The organism is Promicromonospora noduliphila (assembly GCF_056951025.1).
Map to the genome: position 1 here is coordinate 2,769,101 of NZ_CM167806.1, position 21,123 is coordinate 2,790,223.

General features: G+C 72.7%; 14 protein-coding genes. 9 read left to right on the top strand and 5 right to left on the bottom strand.

All coding sequences use genetic code 11. From position 1 onward, the window contains the following. The first annotated feature begins 80 nt into the window (after positions 1–80). From AC0QU1_RS12105 to AC0QU1_RS12135, 7 genes are all read left to right on the top strand, one after another. Entirely contained in the window at positions 81–1,091 is a 1,011-nt protein-coding gene (locus AC0QU1_RS12105) for an SGNH/GDSL hydrolase family protein (protein WP_483569597.1), read from the top strand. A 259-nt stretch (positions 1,092–1,350) separates the two neighbouring features. Beyond that, positions 1,351–2,985: a pyridoxal phosphate-dependent decarboxylase family protein gene (locus tag AC0QU1_RS12110; RefSeq protein ID WP_483569598.1), complete on the top strand. Its 1,635-nt coding sequence runs from the start codon at positions 1,351–1,353 to the stop codon at positions 2,983–2,985. After that, on the top strand, positions 2,982–4,391 hold the full coding sequence (locus AC0QU1_RS12115; protein ID WP_483569599.1) for a lysine N(6)-hydroxylase/L-ornithine N(5)-oxygenase family protein: 1,410 nt from the start codon (positions 2,982–2,984) through the stop codon (positions 4,389–4,391). The genes AC0QU1_RS12110 and AC0QU1_RS12115 overlap by 4 nt, the downstream gene beginning before the upstream one ends. After that, on the top strand, positions 4,388–6,826 hold the full coding sequence (locus AC0QU1_RS12120; RefSeq protein ID WP_483569600.1) for a GNAT family N-acetyltransferase: 2,439 nt from the start codon (positions 4,388–4,390) through the stop codon (positions 6,824–6,826). Before AC0QU1_RS12115 ends, AC0QU1_RS12120 begins: the two co-directional genes overlap by 4 nt. After that, on the top strand, positions 6,826–9,495 hold the full coding sequence (locus AC0QU1_RS12125) for a GNAT family N-acetyltransferase (RefSeq protein WP_483569601.1): 2,670 nt from the start codon (positions 6,826–6,828) through the stop codon (positions 9,493–9,495). The genes AC0QU1_RS12120 and AC0QU1_RS12125 overlap by 1 nt, the downstream gene beginning before the upstream one ends. A 78-nt stretch (positions 9,496–9,573) precedes the next feature. Beyond that, a complete protein-coding gene (locus AC0QU1_RS12130; RefSeq protein WP_483569602.1) occupies positions 9,574–11,448 on the top strand; it encodes an ABC transporter ATP-binding protein in 1,875 nt (624 codons plus the stop codon). After that, a complete protein-coding gene (locus AC0QU1_RS12135) occupies positions 11,445–13,298 on the top strand; it encodes an ABC transporter ATP-binding protein (protein ID WP_483569603.1) in 1,854 nt (617 codons plus the stop codon). The genes AC0QU1_RS12130 and AC0QU1_RS12135 overlap by 4 nt, the downstream gene beginning before the upstream one ends. A gap of 6 nt (positions 13,299–13,304) precedes the next feature. Here the strand turns inward: AC0QU1_RS12135 and pdxR are convergent, their stop codons facing one another. Next, positions 13,305–14,636: a MocR-like pyridoxine biosynthesis transcription factor PdxR gene (gene pdxR / locus AC0QU1_RS12140; RefSeq protein WP_483569604.1), complete on the bottom strand. Its 1,332-nt coding sequence runs from the start codon at positions 14,634–14,636 to the stop codon at positions 13,305–13,307. Positions 14,637–14,871: 235 nt separating this feature from the next. On the opposite strand from pdxR, the gene AC0QU1_RS12145 reads away from it, so the two are divergent. Continuing rightward, a complete protein-coding gene (locus AC0QU1_RS12145) occupies positions 14,872–15,645 on the top strand; it encodes a pyridoxamine 5'-phosphate oxidase family protein (RefSeq protein WP_483569605.1) in 774 nt (257 codons plus the stop codon). Positions 15,646–15,878: 233 nt separating this feature from the next. Here the strand turns inward: AC0QU1_RS12145 and AC0QU1_RS12150 are convergent, their stop codons facing one another. The 4 genes from AC0QU1_RS12150 to AC0QU1_RS12165 form a co-directional block, all read right to left on the bottom strand. Then, positions 15,879–16,511 (bottom strand): HNH endonuclease, encoded by a 633-nt coding sequence (locus tag AC0QU1_RS12150; RefSeq protein ID WP_483569606.1) that lies wholly within the window; start codon positions 16,509–16,511, stop codon positions 15,879–15,881. A gap of 71 nt (positions 16,512–16,582) precedes the next feature. After that, positions 16,583–17,832, bottom strand: a protein-coding gene (locus AC0QU1_RS12155; RefSeq protein ID WP_483569607.1) for an IS3 family transposase whose coding sequence is annotated in 2 segments (ribosomal slippage) — positions 16,583–17,550 and positions 17,550–17,832 — 1,251 coding nt in all. Because the reading frame shifts where the segments join, the coding sequence is not laid out codon by codon here. Continuing rightward, positions 17,795–18,727 carry a DUF222 domain-containing protein gene (locus tag AC0QU1_RS12160; RefSeq protein ID WP_483569608.1) on the bottom strand — a complete coding sequence of 311 codons (933 nt, stop codon included), beginning with the start codon at positions 18,725–18,727 and terminating at the stop codon, positions 17,795–17,797. The genes AC0QU1_RS12155 and AC0QU1_RS12160 overlap by 38 nt, the downstream gene beginning before the upstream one ends. A 963-nt stretch (positions 18,728–19,690) precedes the next feature. Continuing rightward, positions 19,691–20,134 (bottom strand): winged helix-turn-helix transcriptional regulator, encoded by a 444-nt coding sequence (locus AC0QU1_RS12165; RefSeq protein ID WP_483569609.1) that lies wholly within the window; start codon positions 20,132–20,134, stop codon positions 19,691–19,693. A gap of 154 nt (positions 20,135–20,288) precedes the next feature. On the opposite strand from AC0QU1_RS12165, the gene AC0QU1_RS12170 reads away from it, so the two are divergent. Beyond that, complete coding sequence (locus AC0QU1_RS12170; RefSeq protein ID WP_483569610.1) at positions 20,289–20,969, top strand: SDR family NAD(P)-dependent oxidoreductase; 681 nt, start codon at positions 20,289–20,291, stop codon at positions 20,967–20,969. The last annotated feature ends 154 nt before the right edge of the window (positions 20,970–21,123 follow it).

Here is a 21,123-nt window from a genome sequence, read left to right on the forward strand (position 1 = left end):
AGTTGGAGAGAAATTTCCTATAAAGGTATCGATCGGGTTCACGGGGGAGTGGCCCGACGGACCTTTGGGGGAGCTGTCCAATGAAGCAACGTCTCTTGCGCCTCGCCGCCGGCATGGCGGCGCTGAGTCTTGTCACGGTCGGGCTGGTGACGACGCCGGCCCTGCCGTCGTACGCCGCCGGTGAGTCCTACGTCGCCCTCGGCGACTCCTACTCCTCGGGCACCGGCACGAGGTCCTACATCGCCGACGGCACCGAGTGCATGCGCTCGACCTACGCCTACGCCAGCCTGACCGCTGCGGCCAGGGGCTACAGCCTCAACCTCCGGGCCTGCTCCGGGGCTGTCGTGGCCGACGTGACCAACAGCCAGCTCAGCGCGCTGAGCTCGAGCACGAGGTACGTCACCATCTCGGTCGGCGGCAACGACGCCGGGTTCGCCGACGTGCTCACCGAGTGCGCCCTCCCGGCGTGGGCCAGCGACTGCGCCGGTGCGGTCGCCGCCGCGCGCACGTTCATCTCCACCACCCTCCCGGGCCGGCTCAACACGCTGTATGCCGCGATCAGGACGAGGGCGCCCAGCGCGAAGGTGGTCGTCGTCGGCTACCCGAAGATCTTCATGGGCGAGGACTGCAACCTGGCGACCTTCTTCAGCCCGGAAGACCAGACGGCGCTCAACAACGGCGTGGTGCTGATCAACTCGGTCACCTCGACAGCCGCCTCCGCCAGGGGGTTCACCTTCGTCAACCCGGTCAGCCGGTTCACCGGCCACGCCGTGTGCGACTCGACCGAGTGGATCAACGGCTTCTCGAGCCCCATCGAGGAGTCCTACCACCCCAACCGCCTCGGCCACGCCAACGGCTACACGCCGCTGGTCAGTGGCGTGTTGACCGGCGCGAGCGTCACGGCGACCAGCGAGGTGCTCGCCGCGGCCCGGGACGGCGCCGCCGAGCAGGCGAAGCTGCAGCAGAAGTACGCCGCCGCCGACCGCAAGATCAAGCCGAAGCTCTTCCGGCCCCCGACCAAGGCCGGCCTGGAAGAGCTGGCGAAGGAGAAGGGCATCGACTTCGACGCGTGGTGGGCCGAAGTGCGGTAACAGGGCGGGTAACAGGGCGCGATGAGCTCCGGGCGCAGGAGGTGTCCCTTCTGCGCCCGGAGCGCGCGAGAGTGACGGGCGCCACGTGCCAGGTCACCGCCATGGCTTGACGAGGGCCGCCCAACAGTTAAGTTAGGTCAGGCAAACCTAAGTGGCGCGACCAGTGCGTGGCCATGCCGTGGGCTGCCATGCCGTTTTGCTGCACCGCGCCGTCCGGTCCCGGGCGGCGTTCCTTTCGCCTCCCCGAGGAGCCTTCCGCATGCCCTCACACCTGCCCGCAGTGACGCAGCCTGTGACCACCGCACCCTCGCCGGGTCCGAGCCACGACACGACCGCGCTGTTGCGCGGCGCCACCGCGAGCACCTATGCGGACACGGTCCGCGCCGTCGCCGACGACGTCGCCGCCCGGCTCGCGTCCGTGGCCCAGCCGTTCTCGGGCGCGAGCCGCGGCGAGCTGCAGGGGCTGGTGGACGCCGTCGACCTCGACGGCCCGCCCTCGGGCACGCGGGAGGCGCTGCGCGAGGCCGCCGACCTGTACGCGCGGCACGCCATCTGGTTCCACGCGCCCACCTATGCCGCGCACCTGAACTGCCCGGTGGCGCTGCCTGCGGTGGCCGCAGAGACCATGCTGGCCGCGATCAACACCTCGATGGACACCTACGACCAGTCCACGGTCGGCACGCTCATGGAGCGCCGCCTGATCGAGTGGACGGCGGGCCGCATCGGCTTCGCCGTCGGCGAGGCCGTCCACGGCGGCGCGCACGACGGCGGCGCGGCGGGCGCGGACGGCGTCTTCACTTCTGGCGGCACCCAGTCCAACTTCCAGGCCCTGTTCCTCGCCCGCGAGAAGGCGCGGCGCGCAGGCACCCGCCTGGAGTCCATGCGCGTCCTGGCCACGGACGCGAGCCACTTCAGCGTCGCCAAGTCCGCGCTGCTGCTCGGCCTGCCGGACGACGCGGTGGTCGCCGTCGGCACCGACGCGGACGGCCGGATGAGCCCGGACGGCCTGGCCCAGGCCCTCGTCGACATCGAGCGCACCGGCGACACCGTGGTCGCCGTCGTCGCCACGGCCGGCACGACCGACCGCGGCCGCATCGACCCGCTGGGCCCGATCGCCGACCTGTGCGACGCCGTCGGCACCTGGCTGCACGTGGACGCCGCCTACGGGTGCGGGCTGCTCGTGAGCCCCACGCGCCGCCACCTGCTGGACGGCATCGAGCGCGCGCGCAGCGTCACCGTGGACTTCCACAAGGCGTTCTTCCAGCCCGTGTCCTCCAGTGCGCTGATCGTGCGCGAACGGGCCGACCTCGCGCCGGTCGCCTGGCACGCCGACTACCTCAACCCCGCACAGGAGCTGGGCGCGCCCACCCCCGACCCGAACCAGGTCGACAAGTCCCTGCAGACCACGCGCCGCTTCGACGCGCTCAAGCTGTGGGTCACGCTCCGCGCGCTCGGGGCGGACGGCGTCGGCGCCATGGTGGACGCCGTCTGCGACCTGGCCGCCGCCGTGCACGCCGACCTCGCGACCGACCGCGACTTCCGGCTGGTGGGCACCACCGACCTGTCGACCGTGCTGTTCCGCTACGAGCCGGCGGGCCTGGCCCCGGAGCACGCGGACACCCTCGTGCCGCAGGTGCGGCGCGTACTGTTCGACTCGGGGCGCGCCCTCGTCGCCAAGACCGTGGTCGACGGCCGGCCCTGCCTCAAGCTGACGCTGCTCAACCCGGACGCCACGCTCGCCGACATCCGCGGCGTGCTCGAGCTCGTGCGCTCGGCCGCCCACGGCCTGCTCGCGGGGGAGGCGCTCGCCGACACCGACGAGCCGCCCTGCCGGGACGTGCACCCGCGGCTCGCCCGCACCGAAGGCGCCCGGACCGAAGGAGAAGGCAGATGAGCACCACGCAGACGAGCGCCACGCACGTGAGCGCCGCGAAGACCTACGACCTGCTGGGCATCGGGATCGGCCCGTTCGACCTGGGCCTCGCGGCGCTCGCCCAGCCCCTTGCCGACGTCGACGCCGTGTTCCTCGACCAGCGGGCGGGCTTCTCCTGGCACGCGGGGATGCTGATCGAGGGGACCACGCTCCAGGTGCCGTTCCTGGCCGACCTGGTGACGATGGCCGACCCGACGTCGCCGTACTCGTTCCTGGCGTGGCTCAAGGCGACGGGGCGCCTGTACCCGTTCTACATCCGCGAGTCCTTCTACCCGCTGCGCGCCGAGTACGACCAGTACTGCCGCTGGGTGGCCGAGCAGCTCCCGACGCTGCGCTGGGGGCGCAGGGTGACGAGCGTCGTGCGCGTCGCGGACCCGGCAGCGAACAACGGGTACCTGTTCGAGGTGACCGCCGAGACGCCGTCCGGTCTCGAAAAATACTGTGCCAAGCACCTCGTGCTCGGCACCGGCACCCAGCCCCGGCTGCCCGCGGCCCTGAGCGGCCTGGACGGCCCCGGCGGCCGGGTCGTGCACACCAGCGACTACCTGCACCGCCGCGCTGAGCTGGTGGCGGGCGGCGCGGTCACGGTGGTCGGCAGCGGGCAGTCGGCGGCGGAGGTCTACCGCGACCTGCTCGACGACTGCGGCACCGGGCCGGGGGAGCACCGCGTGGACTGGGTGACGCGCTCGCCGCGGTTCTTCCCGATGGAATACACCAAGCTGACGCTCGAGATGACGTCGCCCGAGTACACCGACCACTACGTGTCCCTGCCTGCCGCACAGCGCGACGTGCTGGGGCGCGAGCAGCGCAACCTCTACAAGGGCATCAGCAGCGACCTCATCGACGACATCTACGACACCCTGTACCGCAAGTCCGCCCTGGGCCGGCAGGTGCCGACCACGCTGCTGTCCGACACGGAGGTGGTCGCCGCCCGCTTCGACGCCGACGGCGCGGACGGCGCGGGCGAGTACGTCCTGACCCTCCGCCACGCCCAGCTCGGCACGACGGCGGAGCACCGCACCCGGGCGGTCGTGGCGGCGACGGGCTACGCCGCCTCGGTGCCGGACTTCCTGGCCCCCGGGCTGGTCAACCTCGACGAGCGCGGCCGGTACGCCGTCACCCGCGACTACACCGTGGACGACGACCGCAGGATCCACGTGGTCAACGGCGAGGAGCACACCCACGGCGTGACGGCGCCCGACCTCGGCTTCGGCGCCTGGCGCAACTCGGTCATCCTCGCCAACATCACGGGCCGCGAGCCGTACCCGGTCGAGCGCCGGATCGCCTTCCAGCGCTTCGGCCTGCCGGACGGCGAGGCCCCCGCGCCGGCCGATCAGCACAGCGACACGATGGAGGCCGTCCGGTGAGCGCCCCGACCACCGTGCACACGTTCCTGACCGCCACCCGCCTCGGCACCGTGACCCTCGAACCCGTCGAGCCGGCCCGCGACGCCGAGCTGGTGCAGGGCTGGCTCGCGCACCCCGCGTCGTCGTACTGGCAGATGGGCGACCTGAGCGTCGACGAGGTGCGCGAGTACCTGGCCGGCGTCCAGGCCCGCCCCCACGAGGACGCGTGGCTCGGCCGCCTGGAGGGCGAGCCGGTCTTCCTGACCGAGACCTACGACCCGGCGCGCGTCGTGCTCGACGCCGTGCACGACGCCCAGCCCGGCGACCTCGGCATGCACCTGCTCGTCGCACCGCCCACGGCCCCGCGCCACGGCCTGACCGACGCCGTCATGACCGCCGTCATGCGGTTCTGCCTGTCGGACGACGCGGGCCGGGGCGCCACCCGCGTCGTCGTCGAGCCCGACGTGCGCAACCGGAAGATCGCCGCCAAGAACGCGGCGGCCGGGTTCCGCGTGCTGCGCGAGGTGGACCTCGGCCACGGCGCGCACGCCAAGCGCGCCGCCCTGAGCGTCGCGACCCGCGCCGACTTCGCGGCCTCCGTCCTGGGCGACGGCGTGGACCTCGCCACGCACCTGACCGCCGAGCACCTGGAGCACGCCCACCGGCACCTGGCCGCCAAGGCGCTCGCGGAGCTCGCGCACGAGCGGCTGTTCGAGCCGGAACCGGACCCGGTCACCGGCGCGGGCAAGGACGGCTTCCGCCTCGTCCTGGACGCCGTCACCTACCGGTTCACCGCGCGCCGGTACGCGCTGGAGCACTGGGTCATCGACCCGGCGTCCATCCGCCGCACCGCCGACGCCGGCGTGGGCGGCGACGTCGTGCTGCCCGTGGACGCGCTGGAGCTGGTCGCCGAGCTGCAGCCCCTGCTGCAGGTGCCCGACGCCCTGCTGGCGACCTACCTCGAAGAGCTGTCCTCCACCCTGGCCAGCGCGGCCGCGAAGCGGGAACGCGAGCTGGCCGGGACCACGCCCTCGGTGCGCGAGCTGCTGGCGGCCGCGCGGACGGCGTCCGGCCCGCTGACCACCGAAGCCCTGCACCAGGCGGAGTCCTTCCAGCGCACAGAGGCCGCCATGTCCGAGGGCCACCCCAGCTTCATCGCGAACAACGGCCGCATCGGCTTCTCCCTGCCCGACTACTGCGCCTACGCCCCCGAACGCGGCGAACGGATGCGCCTGCTCTGGCTCGCCGCCCGCCGCGAGCACAGCCACCTCGCGCTCACCGCCGACCAGACCGAGGCCGGCCACTACGGCGCCGAGCTGTCCGACGCCGAGCGCGCCGCCTTCGCCGACCGCCTCACGGCCCGCGGCCACGACAGCGCCGACTACCTCTACCTGCCTGTGCACCCCTGGCAGTGGGAGCACCGCGTGGCGATCACGTTCGCCGCCGACGTCGCGCGCGGCGACCTCGTGCCGCTCGGCCCCGGCTCGGACGAGTACCAGCCGCAGCAGTCGATCCGCACCCTGTTCAACCGCACCCGCCCCGGACGGCACTACGTCAAGGTGGCGCTCGCGATCCAGAACATGGGCTTCCTGCGCGGCCTCTCGCCGGCCTACATGCGGGCCACCCCCGAGATCAACGACTGGGTGGCGAACCTGGTGACCAGCGACGAGACCCTGCGCGAGACGGGGTTCGGCGTGCTGCGCGAGGTGGCCTCGATCGGCTACACGGGCGACGTCTACCACCGCACCCCGCAGCCCAACCCGCACCGCAAGATGCTCGCGGCCCTGTGGCGCGAGTCCCCGCTGCCGCGCGTGGCCGACGGCGAACGCCTGGTCACCATGGCGAGCCTGCTGCACCGCGACGTGAGCGGGGCGGCGTTCGTCACGGGCCTGGTGCGCGAGTCCGGCGTCGGCCCCGAGCAGTGGCTGCGCGCCTACCTCGACGCCTACCTGTACCCGCTGGTGCACTGCCTGCTGGCCTACGAGCTCGCGTTCATGCCGCACGGCGAGAACCTCATCCTGGTGCTGCGCGACGGCGTCGTGCAGCGGACGATCATGAAGGACATCGGCGAGGAGGTGGCGCTGCTGGGCCACGGCTCGCTGCCCGACGGCGTCGCGCGCATCCGGGCCGCCGTGGACGACGACGAGAAGGCGCTCGCGATCTTCACCGACGTGTTCGACGGCGTGCTGCGGCACCTGTCCGGCATCCTCGCCGAGGACGGCGTGCTGGGCCAGGAGCGGTTCTGGGCCCTGGTCGCCGAGACCATCGACCGGCACGCAGCCGAGCACCCGGACCTGCGCACGGGCATCGACCTGCGGGCCGAGCGCTTCGCGCACTCATGCCTCAACCGCCTGCAGCTGCGCAACACGCTGCAGATGGTGGACCTGGCCAACCAGTCCGAGTCGCTGATCTACGCGGGTACGCTCGCCAACCCGGTCCGAAGACGAGCAGAGTGATGGGCGGAGCGATGATGGGCAGCGTGGAGTTCGACCTGTTCCGTGACGACCTCGGCATCCCGCATGTGCGGGCAGCGACCGAGACCGCGCTGGCCTACGGCCAGGGCTGGGTCACGGCCCAGGACCGGGGGCTGCAGATCGAGGCGGACCGGATGCGGGCCGAGGAGCGGTACGCCGAGCTCGCCGGCCCGGTGGGCGAGTCCTGGGACCGGTTCGCGGCCCGCGAGCGGCTGGACGCGACCGCCCGCGCCGTCCACGACGCCCTGGAGGCGCCCGAGCGGGAGTGGCTCGCCGCCTACGCCGACGGCGTCACCGCGGGCCTGCTCGCGGGCGGACGCGACGTCCCGGAGCTGGCTGGTGTGCCGTTCCGGCGCTGGGAGCCGTGGACGCCGGTCGGCGTGTTCCTCGCGACGCACGTGCTGTTCAACGGGTTCCCGGGCATCCTGTGGCGGGCGCACGTCGCGCGGCACCTGCACGTCCCGGGCGTGCCGCTGGACCGGGTGCTGCGCCTGTTCACGGCCGACGCCGGCTCCGGCTCGAACGCGTGGGCGGTGCACGGGTCGCTCACGGCGTCGGGCAGCCCGCTCGTGGCGGGCGACCCGCACCGGACGCTCGAGCTGCCCGGCCCGTACCAGCAGGTCCGGCTCGCGTGCACCGACCCGGCCGCGCCGTACGACGTGCTGGGGTTCGCCTTCCCCGGCGTCCCGGGCATCCTGCACTTCGGGCACGCGGCCGGCCCGGACGGCGGCTCGGTGGCCTGGGGCATCACCAACGCGGCGGCGCACCACGTCGAGGTCGTCGCCGACGGCGCGGACAGCGCGGACCCCGACGGCTGGCGCCTGAACTGGCCCGCGCGCGAGCTGGCCGACGTCGGCGTCCGGGCCTGGCGCGCGCTGCTGCACGTCCGCACCGCGCGCGACGTCGCCGACGCGTTCGCGGGGTGGGTCGACCCGGTCAACCGGGTGCTCACCGCGGACAGCACGGGCGACGTGCTCAGCCTGACCGCCGGCAAGGTCCCCGCGGCGTCCGACCGGGCGCTGCCCGCAGCGAAGCCCGCCGACGGCTTCGTCGACCTGCCCGCGCCGACGCCGGTGACCCAGGTCGCCGTCGACGCCAACGAGCGGCCGGTGACCCAGGCGCCCGCCGAGCTGGACGGCCGGCCCGGGTACGGCCCGCGCGACGTACGCCCCGGCCGCGAGGCGCACGACCTGGGCTGGGCCTACGTGCCCTACCGCGCCGAGCGGATCCGGCAGCTCCTGGCTGCCGCGACCGTCCCGGAGTCGCCCCTGACGCAGCACCGGATCCACGGTGACACCCGGGACCTGGGCGCAGCGGGCCTGGTCGCGCACCTGGCGGGCGATCCGACGGCGGCCGCCGGCCGGCTGCGCGCCTGGGTCGCCGCGGGCGCCCACGTCGAGGCCGCCTCCGCGGACGCCGCCCTGTACATGCGCTGGCGGGACGCCCTCGCCCGCCGCCTCGCGGACCACCCGGTCTTCGCCGCCCTGCACGAGCCGCACGGGCACGACCCCGCGCTGGTGGCGGCGTTCGCGTCGTCGTTCGACGTCCCGGCAGCGGTCGGCGCCGGGCTGGGCCAGATCCTGGCCGCCGACTGGCTGGTCGTCGAGCGGCCCGACGGGACGCGCGCCCGGATCGACGCGGCGGCGGAGGCGAGCGCGGCGCTCGCCGCGATCTCGTCCGACGTTGTCGCGGGCGCCGGCGAACCGACCTGGGGCGACCTGCACGTCCCCGCCCCGCTCCGCCCGCAGGGCCTCGCTCCGGGCCTGGCCGGCGGTACCCCCGACGTGACCCCCGCCCCCGTCTCGGGGAACAACGAGACCGTGCGCTGCACCGGCGGGTCGCCGGGCGCCGCGCCGACGGCCTACCGCGGGTCGGTGGCCCGGTACGTCTGGGACCTGTCGGACCGGGCGGGCAGCCGGTGGGGCGTCCCCTTCGGCGCCGACGGCCGGCCCGGCAGCCCGCACTTCGACGACCAGCACGCCACCTGGGCCGACGCCGGCACCACCGCCGTCGTCACCGACTGGGACCGCCTGCGGCCTGCCGACACGAGCCTGCGGCTGCTCAACGGCGCCCGCGGCGAGGAGGTGTGGCGCCAGAGCTTCGGCGCGGACGGCGTGGTCACGGTGCACGTGCTCGACCCGGACGCCGACGCCGACCTGCTGCACGGCTGGTTCACCCAGCCGCGCGCCGCGTTCTGGGGGATGGGCAGGCACACCCGGGACGAGGTGCGGGACACCTACGCGTTCGTCGACTCCCTGGAGACCCACCACGCCTACCTGGTGCGGTGGGACGGCGAGCCCGTCGTGCTCGTGCAGGCCTACCACCCGGAGCACGACCCGGTCGCCACCGCCTACGACGCCCGGCCCGGTGACCTGGGGCTGCACTTCTTCCTCGGGAGCCGCGGGCCGACCGCGCGGCACGACGCACCCGGCGACCCGTGGGCCGTGCTGCGCCCGGCCATGACGGGATTCCTCTTCGCCGGACGCGGCACCCGCCGCCTCGTGGGCGAACCGGACGCGCGCAACGAGAAGGCGCTGCGCCGCATGGCCGTCCTCGGCTTCACCGCGGGGGAGCTGGTCTCGTTCGAGTCCGCGCAGGGTCCGAAGCAGGCCCGCATGGCCTACCTGACCCGGGAGCAGGCGCTCGGCTGACTGTGCCGGGCCGACTGTGGCGCAGGTCACACCGAAGAAGGTGCTTACCCAAACTAACAACTTGCCCCCCGCGGGATAATGGAGGCGATGCCTCCCACAGACGAACGCTCGAATCGATCCGATCCTTCCTCTGAACGCAGCACCTTCGCCTCCATCCGCCGCCTCCACCCCTACGTCCGCCCGGCCCTGCCCCGGCTGGCCGGCGGCCTGGTCGCCTCCCTCGGCGCCAGCCTCATGGCCCTGGCCATCCCAGCCGTCCTGCAGTGGGTCACCGACGGCCCGCTCACCGACGGCGCCCGCGAGCACGACTGGTCCGGGCTGGCCTGGTCCGTCGCCCTCGTGGCCGTGCTCGGGGCGGGGGAGGCCGGCCTCATCCTGCTGCGCCGCACCCTGGTGATGTTCCCGGGCACGCGCGTCGAGGCCGCGATGCGCATGGCGCTGTTCCGGCACCTGCAGAACCTGCCGATCGCGTTTCACGACCGCTGGCCCGGCGGCCAGCTCCTGAGCCGCATCATGGGCGACCTGGGCCTGCTGCGCCGCTGGCTCGTGTTCGGCGTGCTGCAGCTCGTGGTCAGCTGCGTGACCATCGTCGTCGGCGTGGGGATGCTCATGGTCACCGGCGGGTGGCTCGGCGTCATCTTCCTGTGCGGCGCGGTCCCGGTGACCGTCCTGGCGTTCCGGTTCTCCCGCAAGTACCGCAAGATCTCGCGGCTCTCGCAGGACCAGTCGGGCGACCTCGCCACCACCGTGGAGGAGTCGGTGCACGGCATCCGCGTGCTCAAGGCCTTCGGCCGCGGCCCCGACGCCCTCGACCAGTTCACCGACCAGGCCGCCGAGCTGCGCGAGACCGAGATCCGCAAGGCCACCACCGACGCGGGCCTGACCACCGCGCTGCGCGTGATCCCAGAGGTCACGCAGGCCGTCGCGCTCGTGGTGGGCGTCTACCTGGTGGCCCAGGGCGACATGACCCTCGGCGCCCTGGTCGCGTTCTTCACCACGACGGCGGTCATCAACGGCCCGGTCGTGGACCTCGGCATGACCCTGTCGATGACGCTCAACGCGCGCACCGCCGTCGACCGGTTCTTCGAGGTGATCGAGACCGTCAACCCGCTCACCGACCCGGCGGAGCCCGCCGCGTTGCCGCCCGCCACCGGCGGCACGGGCGGCCACGTCGCCTTCCGCGACGTCACCTTCCGGTACGACGACGCCACGCGCCCCGTGCTCGACCACGTCGACCTGGAGCTGCCGCCCGGCACCACGACCGCCCTGGTGGGCCTGACCGGCTCGGGCAAGTCGACCCTCGCGATGCTCCCGCCGCGGCTCTTCGACGTCACCGACGGTGTGGTCGAGGTGGACGGCGTCGACGTCCGCGATCTGACGCGCGCCCAGGTGCGCGAGCGGGTCGCCGTCGCCTTCGAGGACCCGACGCTGTTCTCCGCGTCCGTGCGGGACAACGTGCTGCTCGGCGTCCCGGACGACCTGCCGGAGGCCGAGCGCGAGGCCCTCATGACGGAGGCCCTCGACGTCGCCCAGGCGCACTTCGTGGCCGACCTGCCCGACGGCGTCGACACCCGGATCGGGGAGGAGGGCCTGTCGCTGTCCGGCGGGCAGCGGCAGCGGCTCGCCCTGGCCCGGGCCATCGCCGCCCGCCCGCGTGTGCTCGTGCTCGACGACCCGCTGTCCGCGCTGGACGTCACGACGGAGGAGGCGGTCACCGCGCGCCTCAGGGACGTGCTCGTGGCCACGACCAGCCTGATCATCGCGCACCGGCCGTCCACCGTCGCGCTCGCCGACCGGGTGGCGGTACTCCAGGGCGGGCGGGTCACCGCCGTCGGGACGCACCAGGAGCTGCTCGCGACGGACCCGCACTACCGGTACATCATCTCGAGCCTCGAGGAGGACTACGAGGCGCACGAGTACGAGGCCCACGACGGCCAGGAGGCGCTGTCATGACGACCACCACGTCCGGACCTACCGCCGCCCGCCGTCGGCCCACCGACGCCGCCGCGGACGACGAGACGCGCCTCGACAAGGCGGCCTCGCGCAGCGTGCGGCGCCGGTCGCTGCGCCTGCTGGGCGACCTGCTGCGCTCGCACAAGGGCGCCCTGGCCTGGGCCGCCGTGCTGGTGGTCGCCTCGACACTCGGCCAGGTGGCCGGGCCGTGGCTCGTGGCCGTGGCGATCGACCAGGCGGTGCCCGACCTGCGCGACGGCTCGGTCACGCTGCTGGTCGTGACCGGGGCCGGGTACCTCGTGGCGGCCGTGCTCGGCGGCGTCGCCGCGGGCGCCTACGTGCGGGCCGCCGCCCGGATCGCCCAGGCCGTGCTGCTGGACCTGCGGCGCCGCGTGTTCCGCCAGACCCAGCGGCTCTCGCTGGAGTTCCACGAGTCGTACACCTCCGGCCGCATCATCTCCCGGCAGACCTCCGACCTGGAGGCGCTGCGCGAGCTGCTGGACGGCGGCCTGACCGGCGTCGTCTCGTCGCTGCTGCTGATGGTGTTCACCTTCGCGAGCCTGGTGCTCATCGACTGGCGGTCGGGTCTGGTGCTCGCCGTGGCGTTCATCCCGGCCTGGCTGCTGACCCGCTGGTTCCAGCGTATGTCGCAGCTCTACTACCGCCAGCAGCGGACGGCGTCGGCCCGGCTCATCGTGAAGTTCGTGGAGACCATGACGGGTATGCGCGCCGTGCAGGCCTTCCGCCGCGAGCCCACCACCGAGGCCGACTACCGCAAGCTCGGCGAGGACTACCGCGACGCCAACCTGCAGATCTTCGGCGTCAACGGGCGGTTCCAGCCGGGCCTGATCCTGATCGGCAACCTGACGGTGGTCGCGGCCCTCGCCGTCGGCGGCTGGCGGGTGCTGGACGGGACGCTCGAGGTGGGCGTGCTGGCCGCCGTGCTGCTGTACTGCAAGCGGTTCTTCCAGCCCGTGCAGCAGCTCGGCATGTTCTACAACGCGTTCCAGTCCGCGACGGCGGCGCTGGAGAAGGTCTCGGGCCTGCTCGCCGAGGAGCCGACGGTGACGGAGCCCGCCCATCCGACGCCGCTGCCGCTGGCCGACGGCCGGGCCAGGGGCGAGCTGCGGCTGGACCACGTGCGGTTCCAGTACGGGGACGGCCCGGTGGTGCTGCCCGACCTGGACCTCACGATCCCGGCCGGCCAGACCGTGGCGGTGGTGGGCACCACGGGTGCGGGCAAGTCGACCGTGGCCAAGCTCGTGACGCGGTTCTACGACGCGACGGAGGGCGCCGTCCGGCTGGACGGCATCGACGTGCGCGACCTGTCGTCGGCCGACCTGCGGCGCGCCGTCGTGATGGTGACGCAGGAGGCGTACCTGTTCAGCGGGTCGGTGCGCGAGAACATCGCGCTCGGCCGCCCCGGCGCGTCCCAGGCGGGGATCGAGGCGGCGGCGCGTGCGGTGGGCGCGCACGAGTTCGTGCTCGACATGCCGGACGGCTACGACACCGACGTGAACAAGCGCGGCGGGCGCGTGTCCGCCGGGCAGCGGCAGCTCCTGTCGTTCGCCAGGGCGTTCCTCGCCGACCCGGCGGTGCTGGTGCTCGACGAGGCCACGTCGTCGCTCGACATGCCCGGCGAGCGGCTCGTGCAGCGCGGGCTGCAGACGCTGCTCGCCGACCGGACGGCGATCATCATCGCGCACCGGCTCTCGACCGTGGCGATCGCCGACCGGGTGCTGGTGATGGAGCACGGCCGGGTCGTCGAGGACGGCACGCCCGCCGAGCTCATCGCGGGCGACGGGCGGTACGCGCGGCTGCACCAGGCGTGGCAGGACTCGCTGGTCTGAGTCTTCTCACCGCCTCGTGCGCAGGCCTTCGGCGATCGCGGTCAGCGCGCGGTCGAGCTCGGCGTCGGTCACGCCGCCGAAACCGAGCACGAGGCCGGTCAGGTCCGCGGTGCGGCAGTACTCGGTCAGGAGCCGGACGTCGAACCCCGCGGCGCGGGCGGCCGCCCGCGCCGCGGTGGCCGTCGCCGGGCCGGTGAGCCAGGTCGAGTACATCCCGGCCAGCGGCCCGGCGAGCTCGGCGTGCGGCCCGAGCGCGGCGGCGACCCGCGGCGCCCGGTCCGCGTAGGTGCGGCGCGCGCTGCGGACCACCTTGTCGACCCAGCCGTCGCGCAGCAGGGTCAGCAGGGCGCGCTGGCTGGGCCAGGACGGCGTCTCGTAGGTGATCGTGCGCCGTCGGACCAGAAGTTCGTGGAGCTCGGGCGGCGCGACCAGCCAGCCGAGCCGGAGGCTCGGGCCTACGGACTTGGACGCGGTCCCGAGGTAGGCCACGCGGGACCGGTCGAGGGCCGCGAGGGCGGGCACGGGGGCGACGTCGTACCGGAACTCGGAGTCGTAGTCGTCCTCGACCACCACCGCGCCCGTCGCACGCGTGGCCGCCAGGAGCGCGAGCCGGTCCGCCGCCGGCATGACCCGGCCCAGGGGATGCTGGTGGGCGGGCGTCACGTAGGCCGCTGCGCAGCCGGTCAGGTCGGTGACCGGTTCGAGCGCGGGATGGTCGACGACGGCGCGCCCGGCCGCCCGGATCGTCTCGACGGCGGCGCGGTAGCCGGGGTCCTCCACGAGGACGTTGCCCGGGCCGAGCACGCCGAGGAGCTGGCGCAGGCCGTCCGTCGAGCCGGAGGTCAGGAGGATCTCGTCGGGCGCGACGGTCAGGCCGCGCGTCCGGGCGAGGCGCTCGGCCAGGGCCTCGCGCAGCTCGGGGAGGCCGCTCGGATCCGGGTACCCCGGCGGGTGGCTCGCCGCGGAGACCTCGCGCCACGCGCGGCGCCAGCCCGCGAGGTGGCGCGGGTCGATCCAGGGTGTGCCCGCGTCCAGGCGCGTGTACTGCGGCTCGCGGGTGGCGGGCCGCGGCGGCGCGGGCTGCGCCGGGAGCGTCTCGCCGGACGCCACGAACGTGCCGGATCCGCGCCGCGTCTGCACCCAGGCCTCGGCCAGGAGCTGGTCGTACGCCTGCTCGACGACGGCGCGCGCCACGCCGAGGTCCGCCGCCAGCGCGCGGCTGGAGGGCAGCCGGTCGCCCGTGGTCAGGGTGCCGTCGGTGACGAGGGCGCGGACGGCGGCGGAGAGCTGGGCGGGGAGGGGTTCGGGGCGGGTGCGGTCGAGGCGGACGGGGAGCATGGGGGTCTTCTCCGGGATGTCGTGTGCCGGGAGGCTGGAGTCGTTTCGTGTCGCCGGGCGGCGTGGCTGGGCTGGGGGAGCGGGTGGGAGCGTGGCTGGGCGATGGGATCTGGTCGCGTGGTCTCGCGGCGCGGTCTGGTCGTGCGGTGTGGTCGTGCGGTCTCGTGAAGTGGCCTGTTCAAGTGGTCGCGAACTGGCCCGTGCCCGTGTGCCACTCTCGGGTCAGGCTAACCGCATGACGATCCAGCCGCTCTCACCCAGCCCCCGCACGACGCCGACCCGCGGCAGGAAGCGTCAGGTCGACGACCGCCGTCGGCTCATGGCCCTGCTCTCCGACGCGCTCGTGGCACACCTCGGCGTCGTGGCCGGGACGCACCCCGTTGTGCTGCCCACGGCCTTCGGCGTGGACGCCGCGGGTCCGGACGATGGCGGCACGCTGTACCTGCACGGATCGGTCGCGGCGGGCTGGCTGACGCCGGCGCTCGAGCAGGACGTGTGCGTGACGGTGACCGAGCTCGACGGCCTGGTCCTGGCTCGGACGGGCTTCCACCACTCGATGAACTACCGGTCGGCGGTCGTGGTCGGACGACCCCGAAAGGTGACCGACATCAACGAACGGCGCCACGCCCTCGACCTGATCGTGGACCACATGGTGCCCGGACGTGCCGCGACGCTGCCGCCCGCGACGCGCAAGGAGCTCGCGGCGACGGTCGTGATCGCGCTGCCCCTGGCCGAGGCCTCGATGAAGCAGCGCGAGGGAGGCGCCACGCTCGAACCGGGCGACCTCGAGCTCGCGGGGTGGGCGGGGTACGTGCCGGTGCACCGGGTCGCGTCGGCGCCCGTCACCGAGGACTACGTGACCGAGCCGGTGCCCGAGACGGTGCTGCGGCGCGTGGCGGAGCTGGGTCGTGCGGCGGAGCTGGGCCAGGGTGACGGGTCCGGCTGGTGCGACGGGCGGGTGGTGTCGAGCGGGCAGGGCGTGTCGGTCGGGTGCGGCAGCGCTCAATAAGCCGTCTCTGGCCTTCGATCGTCGGAGGAGCGTTGCGATGTAGGTTCACGTCGTGTCATCGCGTGCTGGCGAGATGAGCTTCGACAGGGGTGAGGACCTGTCGAGCAGCTCCATGAGACGTTCTGCGCTCGTGAATGCCAGCCCGTCGGCGCTTCCGAGCACCAGGAGTTCGGGAGGCACCGCTCTAACGCGGTCAGTCGTCAACAACGTCATGACCAGCAACGGCTAGCCGACTAGAAGGGTGGTTCGTCGGGCGAGCCCCTCAGCTGCCGGTAGGTGCTGGGCATCTGAGCGTGCTGGTCGGTGGCGGGCGTCTGAGTGCTGGGCCGGCCGTTGGGTTGTTGTCCGAGGCGTTGTCGGGTGTCGTCGGCCAGGCTGGTGATGTCGTTGCTGACGTGTCCGACGGTGCTGGCGGGTCGGGTGTAGGTGTGTCCGGTGGGTGCGGTCCAGACGGTGACCCCGGTGTCGGGGTCGCGGCTCACGGCCCAGCCGTGGTGCGTCTTGGCCAGGTGGTGGGACCGGCACAGGGGTTGCAGGTTCTGGGCGCGCGTCTGTCCGGGAGTGCCGGGTGGTTGGCTGCGGGGGTCGTGGTGGTGGTTGAAGGGTTGGATGTGGTCGAGGTCGGTCCAGCGGGCGGGGCGGTCGCATTGGGGGAAGCAGCAGGTCTGGTCCCGGGCGACCACGGCTTGGCGGAGGATTTTGCCGGGTTGGTAGGTGGTGGTGGAGTAGTCGGTCAGGATGCCGGTGGTGGGGTCGGTGATCAGGCGTTGCCAGGTGGCGTCGGTGGCGATGCGCGCGGCGGTGTCGGCGGGGATGGGTCCGTAGCCGTCGAGGTGGGCGGGGGTGTTGTCCAGGCCGAGGAGCATGGTGGCGGGCAGGGTGAGGCGGATCTGGGGTCTGAATCGCCCCGGCGAGTCCGGAGACTCTGTTTTGTGGGTCAGGCGGCTTCGGTGAGCCGCTGTTGGTGACTGTAGTAGAACTGTTCGACCTCGACCGGGGTGAGGTCGTCGATCGAGCCGTGGGTGCGTTCGTGGTTGAACCAGTGCACCCATTCCAGGGTCGCGATCTCAACATCATCGCGACCGCGCCACGGGCCACCTGGGTGGATCAGCTCGGTCTTGTACAAACCGATCTGAGACTCGGCCAACGCGTTGTCGTACGCGTCGCCGACCGACCCGACCGAGGGATCGATGCCCTGGTCCATGAGCCGGTCGGTGAACGCGATCGAGGTGTACTGGGAACCCGCGTCGGTGTGGTGCACCAGCCCGGTCAGGTCGGTGACGCCCTCGGTGCGGCGGGTCCACAACGCCATCTCGAGGCAGTCCAGAACCAGGTCGGTCCGCATCGAGGTAGCGGCCCGCCAGCCCAGAATCCGGCGGGAGTAGACGTCAAAGACGAACGCGACGTAGACCATGCCCGACCAGGTCGGGACATAGGTGAAGTCCGCGACCCACAGCTCGTCCGGACCGGTCGAGAAGAACCGCCGATCGACCAGATCCTCAGCCCGGACCGCCCTGGCACCCGGCGTGGTGGTGCGCACCGGGCGGCCGCGCACCACGCCGGCGATGCCCAGCTCCCGCATCAGCCGTTCCACGGTGCACCGAGCGATGTCATGCCCGGCCCGACGCAGCCGCAACCACAGCTTCCTGGCTCCCAGGACCTTGCGTTTGCCCCACTCCGCGGCGATGACCCGCTTCCACTCCTGGTCGGCCGCCTGCCGTTTGGACGGCGCCCGGCCGCGGGCCTCGTAATACGTGGACGGGGCGACCTTGATCCCGTGCTCACCCAGCACGGCCAAGATCGGCTCGATCCCCCACCGCAGACCACCATCGGTGCGGTCCTTGTTCGCCTCGACGAACTCCACTACCTGCCCGAGGGGCGGTCGAGCTCCGCCGCGAAGAAAGCCGAAGCCGACTTCAGGATCTCGTTCGCCCGCCGCAGCTCGGCGTTCTCCCGCTTGAGGCGCTTGATCTCGGCGTGCTCCTCACTGGTCACGCCGGGCCGGTCACCCGCATCGACCTGCGTGCGCCGCACCCACAACCGCAACGTCTCGGGCGAACCGATCCCGAGCTTGGCCGCGACCTGCCGGATCGCCTCGTACTCCGTGCCGTACTGCGGAGCTACCTCCGCAACCATCCGCACCGCTCGCTCACGCAGCTCCGGCGGATACTTCGAGGGACGTGCCATGACTGTCATCCTTCCAAGGAATCCAGTCTCCGGACACGCCGGGGCGATTCAGTCGTACGGGGATGACTTGGATGGTGGTGCCGTCGCAGGTGCAGCCGCCGCAGGTGCACCCGGAGCTTGGCACGGTGGTCCGCGGCAGGGCAGGCACGTCCGGGGTCCTGTCGCCTGCGTTTGCGGCGTCGCTCGTGCCTGTCGTGTCGGGTGGTGGTTCGGGTGCGCAGTGGGGGCTTGGTGGGGTGATGATGCGGCCGGTGGTGATGGCGACCAGGGCGTCGGCGCGGGCTTGGGCCATGGTGCGGGTGGTCCCGGGGGTGCGGCGTAGGGTGTGGGCGGCTTGTTCGACCGCGTCCCAGAGGGCTGCCGCGTCGGTGGCGGGCAGGTGGGCGCTGATCCAGGCCATGTTGTTGTGGTCGGGGTCGAGGTAGACGGCGCGTCGGCTGGTGGCGTGTTTGGTGGTCTGGGTGGTGCCGTTGAGGTCGGTGGCGAAGTCGTTCATCTTCTCGCGTAGCCACCGGCGGGTGTGCTCGGGTGCCTGGGGCAGGTAGCGGGTGATGGCCTGTTCGCGTTCCTGGTGGGTGAGGGGGTTGCCGGAGCGCAGCAGGATGTCGGCCTTGGCGGTGTCGATGTGGCCGTGGTGGAGGGCGGTCATGACTTGGGGGTGCTCGGTCAGGCCGGTGCCGCGGGCCACGAGTTTGTTGGCTTCGGCTTGGGGGATGCGTAGGCGGGCGCTGATCTCGGCGGCCGCGGCGTTGTGCTCGGCGGTCCACCCCCTACGGCGGGCGAGCTGGCCCAGGGCCCGGGACTGCAGGGCGGTGGCCCAGGAGATCACCTCCTGCCACCGGGCCGCCACATCGATCAACTCACCATCACTGATATCGGTGTCGGCGATGTTCACACGGGTCAGGGCGTCGACCAGGCCGGCACCCATCGCAGGCCCGCCAGCAGATCCCCTAAATCCAGGGCAACACCTGTGTCACCCACGGCCGTGTCGTCAGCAGCGGGCACGTCGGGACCGGCATCAGTGTCACCGGCGGCAGCGCCGGGACCAGCGGGGTCGATAGTGGTGGTCACTCCGAGGGCACCGGTCGAGTCGGTGACAGGGCCGGAGCTGGTGGCTGTGTCGACGGTGGGGGCTGTGTCGGTGACAGGGTCAGGGCTGGTGGTAGCGCCGATGGCGGTAGCAGCATCGGTGGCATTAGCCGTGCCGGGACCGGTGGCGGCGCGAAAGGCGGCGGCCACGTCGATGGCAGCGCTACGGCCAGCGGCGGCAGTAGAGGTGCCGATCGTCCTACCGGCTCCGCCGGTCGTGCCGCGAGTACCAGGCCCGTGACCCGTCCACGTCACGCTGGCCCCGGCCAGCACACCCTCCCGGCCGACCGACAGCACACCCCACTGCAGAGCCAGCGACCCTGCCGTCGGGCATACCCGAGCAGGCGACCCGGCCGCGAAGGCAGAGGTCATGGAGTTGGAAGGCCCGGAGGCGGCGCTGCTGGCGAGGACGTGATCGAGTGATCGTTCGACGGGAGCGACTACGCACGCCCCCTTGCTTGTGTCCCTGGTCATGCGTCACCCCCTTCGATCAGCCCAGGCCGCTATCCGTGACCTAGAAATAGAATATACGTTCGAACGGCCTCGTGCATCTCCAGAGTCAAAGATGTGGAAACCCGAGGACGCCGCGGTCGGATCGCTGCTTCGACACGGCTACGGAAGCAGTCATCGATCGATGCCCCGCGCGGCCGACAGCCCAGGGACCGCGGTCTCGCCAACCCTAGCCGGACCCTCTGACAAGCGGGCCTCCCGACCCCGAGACCGGAGGACAGGCACGCCCGCCCCGTAGCAGGGTCGAGCAGCACATCGATCAGGACCGCGACGCGCCAAGGTCGGTGGTGCCGCCCCGGGAACGGTTGGCCCGGATCTCGTCGTGGTGGTCGGCCGCCCAGCCGATGAGCTGCTTGACGATCCCGTTCAGGCCGCCGGCGAGCGGGGTGAGCGCGTACTCGACGCGCGGTGGCACCTCGGCGTAGGCGGTACGGCTGATCAGCCCGTCCTCGACGAGCTGGCGAAGGGTGTGGGTCAGCATGCGCTGAGAGATGCCCGGGATCTGGTGCTGCAGGTCCGTGTAGCGCAGCGGGCCGTCCTCCAGGACGGCGACGATCAGCATGCTCCACTTGTCGCCCACCCGGTCGAGCACCTGGCGGATGAAGGCCATGTGGTCGGCGGGGATGCTCGCGCACGGCCCGACCGACGCCGCCATCCCGGTACCCGCCCCGTCGCCATCCCCGATACCCGCGCCGTCCCGCATAGCGCCCGTTCCTCTCCGTCACGCACACCCGTGTGCCTTTTGTACCGCCCTCAATACTGGCTCATAGTGGCGCTACGAACAAACAGTAGGAATTGGCCAGCCGGGCGTCCGACCGCCGGAGGTCCGGCGGCCACGACACGGAAGAGATCTCACTGTGCCCACTCTCGCCATCGTCGGCGCCGGCCCTGGTATGGGCCTCGCCATCGCCCGCACCTTCGGCAGCCGCGGGTTCGACGTCGCCCTGATCGCCCGCACCAAGGAGAAGCTGGACGCGCTGGTCGGTCAGCTCGGCCAGGACGGCATCACGGCAGCCGCGTTCCCCGCCGACATCCTCGACCGCGCCGCACTGGCCGATGCCCTCGACCAGGCCAGGACCCGCTTCGGCGGCATCGACGTGCTGGAGTACTCGCCGGCCCCGCACTCCCCGGTGCCCGGCCTCACCATGGCCGCTCCCTCGGAGGTCACGGTGGACAACCTGCAGCCGATGATCGAGTACAACCTCTACGGCGCCGTCACGGCGGCCCGGGCGGTACTGCCCGCGATGCGCGAGGCGGGCGCCGGGGCCCTTCTGTTCACCACCGGCGGCGGCTCCGTGGACCCGGTGCCGATGTTCGGCAACGTCAACGCGGCCGCGGCGGCCCTGCGCAACTGGGTGATCAACCTGGACAAGGAGCTGGCCGGCAGCGGCGTGCACGCCGCCCACCTGGTGATCAACGTCTGGATCGGCGAGGGTGGCCCGGACGGCAGCCCGACGGCCACACCCGAGCAGATCGCGCCCCTGTACTGGGACGTGTACGAGAACCGCGACCGCTCCGAGGCCGTCTTCAACGCCTGACCGGCGGAGTGTCGTCCGCCGTCGGACACGGACGAACGTTGCTAGCATCACCGCCGTGACTCCGATCTGCTCCGTCCTGCCGCCCCCGGTCGTCTGACCGGAGCGGCACCACGACCGGCCCGCACGGGCCGGCGTCGAGGCGTGCTCCGTGACT

Bases quoted from the DNA above. Each gene is read 5' to 3' on its own strand.
- AC0QU1_RS12145 (WP_483569605.1), top strand. From the start codon at position 14,872: ATGACGATCCAGCCGCTCTCACCCAGCCCCCGCACGACGCCGACCCGC.
- AC0QU1_RS12110 (WP_483569598.1), top strand. From the start codon at position 1,351: ATGCCCTCACACCTGCCCGCAGTGACGCAGCCTGTGACCACCGCACCC.
- AC0QU1_RS12135 (WP_483569603.1), top strand. From the start codon at position 11,445: ATGACGACCACCACGTCCGGACCTACCGCCGCCCGCCGTCGGCCCACC.
- pdxR (WP_483569604.1), bottom strand. From the start codon at position 14,636: ATGCTCCCCGTCCGCCTCGACCGCACCCGCCCCGAACCCCTCCCCGCC.
- AC0QU1_RS12105 (WP_483569597.1), top strand. From the start codon at position 81: ATGAAGCAACGTCTCTTGCGCCTCGCCGCCGGCATGGCGGCGCTGAGT.
- AC0QU1_RS12165 (WP_483569609.1), bottom strand. From the start codon at position 20,134: ATGCGGGACGGCGCGGGTATCGGGGATGGCGACGGGGCGGGTACCGGG.
- AC0QU1_RS12125 (WP_483569601.1), top strand. From the start codon at position 6,826: ATGGGCGGAGCGATGATGGGCAGCGTGGAGTTCGACCTGTTCCGTGAC.
- AC0QU1_RS12130 (WP_483569602.1), top strand. From the start codon at position 9,574: ATGGAGGCGATGCCTCCCACAGACGAACGCTCGAATCGATCCGATCCT.
- AC0QU1_RS12115 (WP_483569599.1), top strand. From the start codon at position 2,982: ATGAGCACCACGCAGACGAGCGCCACGCACGTGAGCGCCGCGAAGACC.
- AC0QU1_RS12150 (WP_483569606.1), bottom strand. From the start codon at position 16,511: ATGCTCCTCGGCCTGGACAACACCCCCGCCCACCTCGACGGCTACGGA.